General features: G+C 41.0%; 12 protein-coding genes and 1 pseudogene. 2 read left to right on the top strand and 11 right to left on the bottom strand.

What is annotated here, in order from left to right:
* The 11 genes and pseudogenes from JCM14108_RS12790 to JCM14108_RS15610 form a co-directional block, all read right to left on the bottom strand.
* Positions 1-1,199: amidase family protein (locus JCM14108_RS12790; protein WP_035181317.1), on the bottom strand; the 1,199-nt coding region annotated here is incomplete at its 3' end.
* Positions 1,200-1,465: 266 nt separating this feature from the next.
* Positions 1,466-2,317: an N-carbamoylputrescine amidase gene (aguB, locus tag JCM14108_RS12795; protein ID WP_035181318.1), complete on the bottom strand. Its 852-nt coding sequence runs from the start codon at positions 2,315-2,317 to the stop codon at positions 1,466-1,468.
* 28 nt (positions 2,318-2,345) lie between these two features.
* Positions 2,346-3,725, bottom strand: a complete 1,380-nt coding sequence (locus JCM14108_RS12800; protein ID WP_035181319.1) for a putrescine aminotransferase — start codon at positions 3,723-3,725, stop codon at positions 2,346-2,348.
* A 5-nt stretch (positions 3,726-3,730) separates the two neighbouring features.
* Complete coding sequence (locus JCM14108_RS12805) at positions 3,731-5,383, bottom strand: amidohydrolase (protein ID WP_035181320.1); 1,653 nt, start codon at positions 5,381-5,383, stop codon at positions 3,731-3,733.
* Positions 5,384-5,397: 14 nt separating this feature from the next.
* Positions 5,398-6,198, bottom strand: a complete 801-nt coding sequence (locus tag JCM14108_RS12810) for an ABC transporter permease (RefSeq protein WP_035181322.1) — start codon at positions 6,196-6,198, stop codon at positions 5,398-5,400.
* Between the two features lies 1 nt (position 6,199).
* Positions 6,200-7,108: an ABC transporter permease gene (locus JCM14108_RS12815; protein WP_191978553.1), complete on the bottom strand. Its 909-nt coding sequence runs from the start codon at positions 7,106-7,108 to the stop codon at positions 6,200-6,202.
* A 2-nt stretch (positions 7,109-7,110) separates the two neighbouring features.
* On the bottom strand, positions 7,111-8,244 hold the full coding sequence (locus JCM14108_RS12820; RefSeq protein WP_235807076.1) for an ABC transporter ATP-binding protein: 1,134 nt from the start codon (positions 8,242-8,244) through the stop codon (positions 7,111-7,113).
* 14 nt (positions 8,245-8,258) lie between these two features.
* Positions 8,259-8,603, bottom strand: a complete 345-nt coding sequence (locus JCM14108_RS12825; RefSeq protein ID WP_035181325.1) for a P-II family nitrogen regulator — start codon at positions 8,601-8,603, stop codon at positions 8,259-8,261.
* Between the two features lie 36 nt (positions 8,604-8,639).
* Positions 8,640-9,104: pseudogene (locus JCM14108_RS15605) on the bottom strand (ABC transporter substrate-binding protein); the annotation flags it as partial.
* Between the two features lie 5 nt (positions 9,105-9,109).
* Complete coding sequence (locus JCM14108_RS15980) at positions 9,110-9,283, bottom strand: ABC transporter substrate-binding protein (RefSeq protein ID WP_272944539.1); 174 nt, start codon at positions 9,281-9,283, stop codon at positions 9,110-9,112.
* Positions 9,283-9,699: a type 2 periplasmic-binding domain-containing protein gene (locus tag JCM14108_RS15610; RefSeq protein ID WP_237745832.1), complete on the bottom strand. Its 417-nt coding sequence runs from the start codon at positions 9,697-9,699 to the stop codon at positions 9,283-9,285. Before JCM14108_RS15610 ends, JCM14108_RS15980 begins: the two co-directional genes overlap by 1 nt.
* Before the next feature lie 238 nt (positions 9,700-9,937).
* On the opposite strand from JCM14108_RS15610, the gene JCM14108_RS12835 reads away from it, so the two are divergent.
* Both JCM14108_RS12835 and JCM14108_RS15615 read left to right on the top strand, forming a co-directional pair.
* Entirely contained in the window at positions 9,938-10,714 is a 777-nt protein-coding gene (locus JCM14108_RS12835; protein WP_235807077.1) for a LuxR C-terminal-related transcriptional regulator, read from the top strand.
* Between the two features lie 136 nt (positions 10,715-10,850).
* The coding region (locus JCM14108_RS15615; RefSeq protein ID WP_237745833.1) for a hypothetical protein at positions 10,851-11,053 on the top strand (203 nt) is incomplete at its 3' end.

Genomic DNA, 11,053 nt, shown 5'->3' on the forward strand with positions numbered 1-11,053 from the left:
TTATTATAAATTGATGCTGAATTTTTCGGTAATTTTTTAGATGCTTGATAAAGAGCCCAGGTCATCGGACTTACTTGATCAAAGGTCATATCTTGCTTTGTCTTTTGTTTAATCACAAAATTAGCTGTTGATCCACTACTGGTTACTCTTAAGTAATATGCCTGCATGAGCTTTACACCATCGACAGGTGGATCAACTTTTACCATATTGAAGCCTTGGGACTTCAATAATGAAACTGCATTGTTAACAGCCTGAACAGCATCTGGACTAACAGGTGTTCCAACCGGAGATTTCGTCGAATATGCAATAGTCATCCCTTTAAGATTGCTTGGAGCAGCAGGTACCTGATCCGCCTTTTTAGAATCCAATAGACTATCAAACAGCGAGCTGGTGTCCTTCATTGTTTTGGTTTCGGCAAAGTTAACGGCTCCAGGAGTTGCACTATCACCAGTTATAATTCCTTGAGTTGGTTTAAGCCCAATCAGTCCGGTCCAAGATGCTGGAATTCTAATAGATCCCCCGGCATCGTTACCGCCAGCTAAGGGCACCATGCCATCAGCCGTACTGGCTGCTGCTCCACCAGAGGAACCACCAGGATTATAATCCTTATTCCAGGGGTTACTTGCCGATCCATACAATTTAGAAGTGGTAACATTAATTAATCCCATCTCCGGAAAGTTAGTTACCCCAATAACAATAAAACCAGCATTTTGAAAAGCCTTTGTAATTGGAAAAGTAGCCGATGTTGTATTCCCTTTTAACGGCAATAGCCCGTTTGTGTTAGGACCTCCAGCTATTAATTGCATCAACCCTTTTACCAATAATGGCACTCCATAAAAGGGTTGTCCTGTATCCTTTAGCTGGTCCGCTTCCTCTAGAGCTTGTTGCTCACGTGTATAGATAACCGCATTTAACGATGGATTGTCCTGAGCCAATACTGAAAAAGCGTGACGAACAAGTTCTTGAGGTGTTACCTGTCCTGACCGTACCATTGCTGCTAATTGACTTGCACTAGCGTTACGATATTGTTCATCAGTTATCTTATTAGTAACTTGAGATGTTGTCGTCACCGCGACCGACTTACTATTATCAGCTAAAGCTGTCGAATGACCATCCCCAAAGAGTCCCCAAGTTACAGTAATGGCTATAAATACAATTAAAGTTTCAAATACTTTTGAAATCAGCTTTGAATGTCTCAACTCATATTTCCCCCTACTCCTAACGAAGCTTAAATTGATAATATCTTAATCACTAGTTTAAGCGTTTACAATGTTTATGTACAGTGCTAGCAACCTATCCTAACTAACTTTAAGTCATCAAAAATACGTTACATAATCCTCGGCTGAGAATTTGTAACGTATTTTAGATTGATGTCAAGTAAGTGTCTCAATGATATTATGCTAACTTTTTCAATATAAACGCGCTTGCTTTTTTAAGATTAGTACCTTTAACTTTTTACATTCATTCACATCGACAATAATTTTCGATACATCTCAGGTCGCCGATCCCGAAAAACACCCCATTCGCGACGGTCCTTATTTGCTTCGTCCAGATTCAGTTCTGCAATAACCGTTCCTTCAGATTTCCGATCCGCTTGCTCTAAAATGCGACCAAATTGGTCGGTAACGAATGATGTGCCATAAAAAGTCATCTGAGTGTCATCAACTTCAGTTCCAACGCGATTGCTTACTACAATGGGAATCAAGTTAGCCGCTGAGTGGCCTTGGATTGTCCGCTGCCAATGCGGCTGACTATCTCTTTTAAGAATTGGCTCACTGCCAATCGCCGTAGGATAAAAGATGATCTCAGCTCCCATTAGAGTCAAAATTCTGGCTGTTTCCGGGAACCACTGATCCCAACAAATACCGGCACCAATTCGACCATACTTGGTATCCCAAACTTTAAAGCCAGTATTTCCGGGAGAAAAATAGAATTTTTCCTCATAGTTGTGACCGTCCGGGATGTGAGCTTTTCGGTAGACATCTAACACTTTTCCATCAGCATCAATCACTGCCAGCGAATTAAAGAATGTGTTGCCCTGACGTTCAAAGAAACTCACCGGCAAAACAACTGCTAACTTTTTAGCCAAAAATGATAGTTTGGCAATGGCTGGATTTTCGCTTAAAGGCGTTGCCAAATCAAAGTATTCATAACGTTCCTGATGGCAAAAGTACGGTGTTTCAAATAATTCTTGCAATAAAATAATTTTGGCACCCTTTTCTGCAGCGTCTCTAATTAAGGTTTCAGCTTTATCCAAATTTTGTGACCGATCCCAGCCACAAGCCATCTGAGTAGCTGCAACTTTTACTTTTCTCATGCCATCACCTCCATTAATGAACATACTTTTATAAATCAAACTTTTCCTTGGTTGCTTTCAAGGCTTCTCGCATTCGCTCAATTACTTGATCTAATTGATCGTATTCAATAATTGCAGGCGGCTCAAAACGAATAGTTTTCGAATTGACTAAAGTTCCCGCTGTCAGCACGCCACGATCAAATAGCCCCTTGGCGACACTGTAACCTATTTTATCCGAGTGGAATTCTACACCAATCATCAAACCGATCCCCCGAACTTCTTGGATCACTTCCGGAAATTCATCAGCTAACGTTTGTAACTTAGGGATTAAATAATTCCCCTTGGCCTTGGCTTGTCCCGGAATATCTTCCTTCAGCATATAGGAAATAGTTGCAATTGCAGCCGCACAGCAAACCGGATTACCGCCAAACGTTGGCGATCCCAATAGCCACGGATTATCAATTAATTGCTGAACCCACATTTTAGGTTTGCAAATCAGACCGGTGATCGGCATAATGCCACCGCCGAATGCCTTCCCATAGGTTAAAATATCTGGCACCACATCTTCGGCTTCACAGCGCCACATCGATCCGGTTCGGCCCATGCCGCATTGGATTTCATCAAAGATTAAAGCAACGCCATATTCATCACAAATTTCACGAACTTCTTTTAAATAGCCTTTTGGTGGGACAATGATTCCTGCTTCTCCTTGAACTGGCTCAATAATAACTGCAGCAACACTTTCGCCTACAGCGACTAAATTACGAATTGCCTTGCGCATATCTTCGGCATTTCCATACTCAACATGTTCAACTTGCTGAACCATTGGAATATAAGGCTTACGATATGTTCCTTTACCTCCCATTGAGATTGCTCCCATAGACTTCCCATGAAAGGCACCGATCGTTGAGATGTACCAGCGACCGCCGGTAGCAATTCGAGCTAATTTTAAGGCCATTTCAACGGCTTCCGCCCCACCGTTGGTGAAAAAGCATTTTTCCAAATCACCCGGCGTTATGTCAGCAACTGCCTTGGCCAAGTAACCCCGTAGCGGATCTAACAACTCTTGAGAATGAAGGGCCTGATGCTCCAGTTGAGCTTTAACAGCGTCCAGAATATATTTATTTCGATGGCCGCTGGTATAAATCCCAAAACCACCTAAACAATCAATGAATTCTTCACCCTTAAGACCATGAATAACCGCATCCTGATCGGTCCATTCCAACACGGCGGCGTCCGTCGATACTGATTTACGATATTTTAACCAGCCTGGCGAAACATAGTTATCAAAGTAATTCAGCGTATCTTTAGTCATCTTATCTTTTTGCTCATCAGTCATCTCATTGCCCTTAATGTAACCCAGGATTTCATCAAGGTCTTCGACAACTGAAGCTTTAGTTTTATCTGTTACAAGGGGTTCCTTTTCCATATCTATCACACTTTCATCGTATTATTTACCGGTTGCTTACGATATTCCCAATTACCGTCAACCATCGTGCCGCTAATTTGAATATCTTTAATCTCTCGAATCGGTGTCTTCTCAATATTTCGATCCAATACAGCAATGTCAGCCAACTTCCCCACTGTTAATGAGCCAATTTGGTCTGCAAACCCACAGGCTCTGGCGGCACCAATGGTTTGGGCTGCCAAGACTTGAACCAGTGTCAACCGTTGATTAGAATGCCACCCCGTTGGCGGATCTCCAGCCAGCGTTTGTCGGGTCATCGCAAAATAAAGATTATCCATCGGCGTTATATCAGTTACTACCGGGCTGTCTGTCCCAAAAGCCATCGGAATATGGTGACGATCAAATGATCGAAATGGCCACATCGTTTGGCTTCGTTTGCCAACATACCGATCAGCCGTTCGGTAATCCAACAGCGGATGGCTTGGCTGAACAGACGCTATAACCCTACTTTTAGTCATTAATGGCAAATCAACTGGATCAATGGTTTCCAGATGTTCTAAACAATGCTGAACCAAGCCTGAATTTTTAAATTGCCTCTCAGCCGCAATAAAGTCAATTAATGCCTCGTGAATCGCCTGATCGCCAATTGCGTGGATTCGTAAGGGAATTCCACTTTGTTGTGCCAAGAAGATCAATTTTTTCATTTCTGCCGCCGGGATTATTGGCATCCCCATCGTCTTACGTCCTTCGTAAGGCGCTTTCATCCAGGCGGTATAACTGCTGGTAACCCCATCGAAAAACAATTTACCACCAGCGATCCGAATTCGGGGTGTTGTATAATTGGCTGCTAATTTTTTCAGTGCTGCGACACCCCGCTTGAAATAAGGGTATAAATGGACTCGCAGCGGCAACCGATTTTGGTGTGCCAACTCATGATAAACTGCCGGGTAAATTTGATCATCCAACCCATTAATCGTTTGAGCTGGTAACAGCGCCAAATCACAAGTTGACGTTAACCCTAGACTCGTTAAATGATCTAAGTAAGGAGCTAAAATAGCTGCTTTTTGAGAATTTGAATAATCAAAAATCCGGTGCAGAAAAGCCATGGCCGTCTGCTCACCAACGACGCCACTGGGATCTCCTCTAGCCGTCACCGTGACGTCCCTATCAAACCGATTTGGGTTAACCAACGGCAATAATATATCCAATGCAGCTGTATTTAGCCAAAGCGTATGCAAATCATCGGCAATTATAGCCACTGGATTATCCGGAAAATAATGATCCAGTGTTAATCGACTTGGCAGCCGTTTTTCTTGCCATGCTGGAACATACCACCCTTTGGCTACGATCCATTGATGCGGCTTTAATCGGTTTCGAGGAACCTTTGAACTTAAATCTGCCGCACATGCGGTCTCAGAGTTCCCGGAAATCAACGTAATCTTTTGATTATAGACCAGCGCCGATAAAAACATGTGACTATGACTTTCAATAAAACCTGGGACGACGGTTTGTTCACCAAAATCACTTATCTTGGGTCGCAGTGCTAGAAACCGGATTGGTACCTTTCCCGAATAAACCCCAGCAATCTTCTTATCGACAATTACAACGGCACCAGCAATGAATTTTTGCGCTTCCGCCATAAAAATCGATCGACTTTTTAAAATTTGAATACTTGTCATCTAAAATCACATCCTTACTTTCGTTTAGACCGCTTAAGCTTACTTACTTGAAAAATGGCATTAGCTGCTATCCCAACTACAATGACAAGCATCATAAGTGTTGAAATGGCATTTATTTCCGGTGTAATTCCAGTTTTTACCATCGCATAAACCTGCAACGGAAAGGTTGTGCTGGCGGGCCCGGTTGTAAAGAAACTGATAATTACATCATCAATCGATAACGCAAAGGAAAAGCCGGCACCACTAATAATACCTGGGATTAAAAGTGGTAATAACACCTGGATAAACGCTTTTAGAGGTGTAGCGCCCAAATCCAAAGCCGCCTCCTCGAGTGTCTGATCAATACCAACCAGCCGGGAGCGAACCGTTAAAACTACAAATGGAATACAGAAAGTCACGTGCGCCAAAATAAGCGAAAATAAACTAAGTGGAATCCCAGCCAGTGAATAGATTGACAGTAGCGCGATTCCCAAAACAACTTCTGGAATCACAATCGGAATGTAAAGGACTTTATCCAAGATCGCTTTACCTGGAAAGTTGTATTTTTGCATCCCAATCGCTCCCAGCGTTCCAATGATCGTTGCTAGCGCCGTACTAATAATGCCGACAATCAACGTATTTTCCAACGCCGACATAATTTGGACATTGTGAAAAACCAAGGCGTACCATTTAAAAGTGAACCCTTTAAAAAGAATGTTTAATTTTGAAGTATTAAAGGAAAATACAATGATCACTAGAATTGGCAGATACAAGAAAACAAAAACCAACCCGATTAACGAATTCTTCCAAAAATCAACGTGCTTTGATCGTGTCATCTTAACGACCCCCTAAATCAGCCATATCACCACCACGACGCTGAAAGAGAACCAATAGGACTAATGTTAGAACAATTAGCATGACCGAAATGGCAGATCCTAACGGCCAATTTCTCGAAGTTTGAAATTGGTTTTCAATCAAATTGCCCATCATCGTACTGGTGCCGCCACCCATGACATCACTCACAAAAAAGTATCCAAGTGAAGGGATGAAAACCATAATGCAACCGGCAAAGATCCCTGGTTTAGACAACGGAATGACAATCTCTTTTAGGATTTGCCACTTTGTAGCTCCTAAATCTTCAGCTGCTTCAATCAAGTTGTGATCGATTCGATCTAAGGAATTAAAGATTGGGATAATCATAAACATGAGCAGCAGGTACACCATTCCCAATACAATTCCGCCAGTGTTATAAACCATAGACAAAGGATGATGAATAATTCCCAAATGCTCAAGGGTCGTATTCACTACGCCAGTCTTTCTCAACAAGGTTATCCAGCTAAACAGCCGAACCAAGGAATTAGAAACTGAAGGGACCACTACCAAGGCCATCAAGATTGTTTTAGCAACCGGACCTTTTTGAGCAATAAACATCGCAAATGGGTAGGCAATTAATAAACAAACTACTGTGCTTACCGCACCAATTCCAATTGACTGCGCATAAATTTTTAAGTTTTGGCCGGCAAAGACTTGGGCAAAGTTGCTTAGGGTAAATTTATAGACGATTCCACCATAAAAGTCTCGGGACATAAAGCTCATTATCAAAACATACATCAAAGGGATGACTACCAGCAGCAACATCCAAATTGAAATTGGCAGAATTTGCCCCCACTTAATCAATGTTTTGGAAAAGTAATGAGATTTTGTTTTGGTAATCGGTACGTTTTCGCTATCAATACTTTTTTCCACTGCTAATCGCCTCCCATTTGATTAACCATTGAAAAGTCTGGATTATCAACCGCCTTAAACACATCATCCGAAGTCGTTTTAATCAAGATTGCGTCAGCCAATTCCCAATAAACAAACCCCGACTTCCCAATCTCTGGTAGTTTTTGATCACCGGCAGAAGTCATTTTTAACGCCATACCGTTTGGTAAGCGTAAAACACTTTTATTCACGTTACCAGCATAGTAATGTTCCGCAACCGTTGCCGGAATATGAAAACCAGGAACCTCAGTCGTAGAAAATTTTACTTTTTCCGGTCGAATAACAATATTAACGATCTGTTTTTCAAATACCGGTTTATCAGACTGGAGCGTCAGGTAGCCATTCTCGATTGTGACCTTGGTATCCGTTTTAGTAATTTCGGACACTTTACCATAGAAAATATTTGATTCACCGATAAAGTTAGCGACAAAACACGTTTTAGGTTGCTCATATAAGGTTCGCGGATCAGCGATCTGCTCCAAATGCCCCTTATTCATAACCGCAATTCGATCACTCATCATTAAGGCTTCTTCTTGATCATGGGTAACATAAACAAAAGTGATTCCCAATTTACGCTGAAGCCGCTTAAGTTCTAACTGCATTTGTTTTCGTAGCTTTAAATCTAAAGCCGAAAGCGGCTCGTCCAATAAGAGTACCTGGGGATGATTAATTAAGGCCCGAGCAATAGCGATTCGTTGCTTTTGCCCACCCGAAAGCTGATCCAACTTTCGATTACCATACCCCTCAAGCTGGACCAGCTTGAGCATTTTTTCAACCTGAGGGCCTCGTTTAACTTTGGGAACACCGGCCATCTTTAAGCCAAAACCGACATTTTGAGCCACCGTCAAGTGCGGAAAGAGGGCATAATTCTGAAAAACAGTATTAATTTTGCGCTTATAGGGTGGTAAATTGCTGACCGGCTTTTCATTCAGCATAATTTCGCCGCTGGTTGGTTCTTCAAAGCCGGCAATCATCCGCAACGTCGTGGTCTTACCACAACCGGAAGGCCCCAACATCGTGAGAAATTCTCCTTCATACACGGTAAAGTTCAGATCCTTAATAATTTTAACGTCGCCATAATTTTTCTTGATTGAAGAAAGCCGAATCATTTCTTTCATATCAGTCATCCTTTCTACAAGGCATCTTCGCCGCGTTCACCGGTCCGAATCCGCATCACTTCCTCCAATGGCGTCACAATGACCTTGCCATCGCCAACTTCACCGGTTGAAAGCCGCTCATGAATATCAATCAGAATATTGCCGACCAAATGATCTTTTACATAAGCGATCACATGAATTTTAGGCAACAAATTAATTGAAAACTCACCGCCTTTTAAAACGGTCGTTGTCTTTTCCCCCTTTTGATTACCAGCCCCCATTGCCGACAAGATCGTCATGCCGGATACACCGCGATCAGAAAGAATTTGCTTAACCTCTTCCAAATTTTCCGGTCGAATTGTCATTTCGATTTTCTTCATGTTGAATCACCTTTTCTTTTAAAATTAATTAACCACTTACTGATCACCTTTGAAATCATTCCAAACTTTATCGATTTTAGTTGTCTCCTTACCAAGATTCAGAACCGTTTGAGAACGGGCCAAAACATTATTAGGAACCGTTACCGCAGGATTATCACGCAACTTTTTTGGCAGTAGCTTCACCGCCTGCTTGTTTGGATTATAGTAAGGAAAAGCTTCGGAAAACTTCACGCTGGTCTTAGGCGCCAGCATATAGTTGATGAATTTATCAACGTTAGTGCCATTCGGTGCTTTCTTTAGTTTCATAAAAACATCGTAAGCAAAATAAACGGGTTCCTTTGGGTAAACCACTTTAATATCCGGATTATTTTGCATTGCCAATGCAATCTCACCACCATAAATTAATCCGGCCGAAACCTCCCCGTTGATAAGTGAAGTCTTAGGACTCGATCCATCGAAAATTTTGATGTTTGGCTTTAACTTGGCGAGATACTTACTAGCATCCGCTAGAGCAGCTTGCTAGTATCGTTAATTTTGTGACCAGTTGCCATTAATGCACAACCAACAACGGCTCTGGAATCTTCTACTGTTACAAGAGAATCTTTAAATTCTGGTTTCAACAAGTCTTGATAGCTTTTAATGGGCGTTTTAACCTTCTTAGCGTTATAAGCAATTCCCATCACCGTTCCCAAATATGGTGCTGAGTACTGATTGAATTTGTCATAGGTTCATTCAAAGCTGTTTGGCTCAAGTTTTGGTAATTCGGAATTTCAGCTTTATCCAATTTATCTAACCGGCCCAACTTTCGAAGAATTTGAACGTACATTCCCGGTGCTAAAACCATATCATAGGTTCCATTAGCTGATGAAAGCACCTTTGAAAGCATTTCATCCGGATCTGAATACGAAGTATAATTAATTTTGACCCCCGTCTCCTTTGTAAAACGATCCAAAACACTTTGCGGGACATATTCACTCCACCCGATTACATTAAGTGTCTTGCTATGCTTGGCGGCATGAGAACTGGCACATCCTGACAGAATCAAAATGAACAGTACCAAAATACAACTCAACAACGCTGCCTTTAATTTTTTCATTACGCCACCTCTTTGTCCAGACAGATGTTACATCTTGTGACATTTATTTATTGATATTTAGTATAGCCGCTTTAGATTTGGATCCCAATTGCCAAAAAAGACCAATTTTAGCAACTTTTTAAGTAAGTCATACTTAAAAAGAAGTATAAAATTGATCTTTCAAGTCATTATTTTTCAAAAATAGCTATTATTTTTTAACTTTGTGGCATATAATATAACATTATAAAAAGGTTAGAATATGGGTGATTTTTTAATGAAAGTCTTTTCAACAAACGATCTATATGTTCTAAACAATATTATTCATCATATTTACTGCTGCAAAGATCCATTTGAGATGCGGCAGCAATTGATTTCGCAACTATTATTCCTACTTGAATTTAATGGTGGCACCTTTTATCTATCTTCGCCAGAAGATGATCAAAAACTGATCAGTCCCGTTGTCGTCAATATCGAACCCGGCTTTGGTCAAAAGTATTTAGACAATTACACGCAACTGGACTATTCAAAAGGGCTAATGTTTACTGGCCGTAGTATGACCTACCGAGAGAGTGACATCATCCCAGATGCTCAGCGAGTCACTTCAAAATACTATCAAATGTTTTATCGAGACTACGGCTTTCATTTTTCACTCCATGCCAGCATCGCTTATCAAGGCCGTTTCCTTGGGATCCTGTCTTTTTTCCGCCAAAAAGGAAAAGCCGATTTCACTCAAAATGATATTGAGCTCATCGGCTTATTAACGAGCCATTTGGAGGCCCGGCTGTTTAAAGATTATCAAAAAGCCTGTTCTGGTAAAAATAAATTATCTTTATCAGAAGCAGCTAAGAAATATGGTTTAACAAAACGCCAACAAATTATTACCCAAAGCTTGTTGGATGGTTTGGAAAACGAAACTATCTGTGAACGACTTTATATTACCAATAACACGCTTAAAAAACACATCTTAAATGTTTATCGAAAACTGGGTATTAATAGTCGTGTGCAGCTGTTTAAAATGGTGAAGGAAAATGAATAGCCCCCATCGGTAGGCGGGGACTAACTACTAATTCTGGTATTTAAAAAATGACAAAATTTAGCATAACAGCCGTCAATATTCGAGTATAATTAGATAGGTGGTTATTCCCCATAACCACTGTATTGAAATAACTTTTTTGACAGAACAAATCTCTCTACGAATTAACGTGGAGAGATTTGTTTTACAATTTCAAAGTCCTTTCAACCAAAAACTACTATTGATTATGATTCACCAAAAACGTTCAGAATTAAATTTGGATGCATTTAAAATTTTCTGTATAATAAACCATGCAAGAAGTTTTAAGGGCGGTGGCTGTCTTTTCCCTTACGAGGTGATGTC

The organism is Lentilactobacillus farraginis DSM 18382 = JCM 14108 (assembly GCF_000583655.1).
Taxonomy (GTDB): Bacteria; Bacillota; Bacilli; order Lactobacillales; family Lactobacillaceae; genus Lentilactobacillus; species Lentilactobacillus farraginis.

Excerpts from the sequence above, each read along its gene's own strand:
- aguB (WP_035181318.1), bottom strand. The coding sequence starts at position 2,317 with ATGAGAAAAGTAAAAGTTGCAGCTACTCAGATGGCTTGTGGCTGGGAT.
- JCM14108_RS12820 (WP_235807076.1), bottom strand. The coding sequence starts at position 8,244 with ATGAAAGAAATGATTCGGCTTTCTTCAATCAAGAAAAATTATGGCGAC.
- JCM14108_RS15980 (WP_272944539.1), bottom strand. The coding sequence starts at position 9,283 with ATGGGAATTGCTTATAACGCTAAGAAGGTTAAAACGCCCATTAAAAGC.
- JCM14108_RS12805 (WP_035181320.1), bottom strand. The coding sequence starts at position 5,383 with ATGACAAGTATTCAAATTTTAAAAAGTCGATCGATTTTTATGGCGGAA.
- JCM14108_RS12800 (WP_035181319.1), bottom strand. The coding sequence starts at position 3,725 with ATGGAAAAGGAACCCCTTGTAACAGATAAAACTAAAGCTTCAGTTGTC.
- JCM14108_RS12825 (WP_035181325.1), bottom strand. The coding sequence starts at position 8,603 with ATGAAGAAAATCGAAATGACAATTCGACCGGAAAATTTGGAAGAGGTT.
- JCM14108_RS12810 (WP_035181322.1), bottom strand. The coding sequence starts at position 6,198 with ATGACACGATCAAAGCACGTTGATTTTTGGAAGAATTCGTTAATCGGG.
- JCM14108_RS12835 (WP_235807077.1), top strand. The coding sequence starts at position 9,938 with ATGGGTGATTTTTTAATGAAAGTCTTTTCAACAAACGATCTATATGTT.
- JCM14108_RS15610 (WP_237745832.1), bottom strand. The coding sequence starts at position 9,699 with ATGAAAAAATTAAAGGCAGCGTTGTTGAGTTGTATTTTGGTACTGTTC.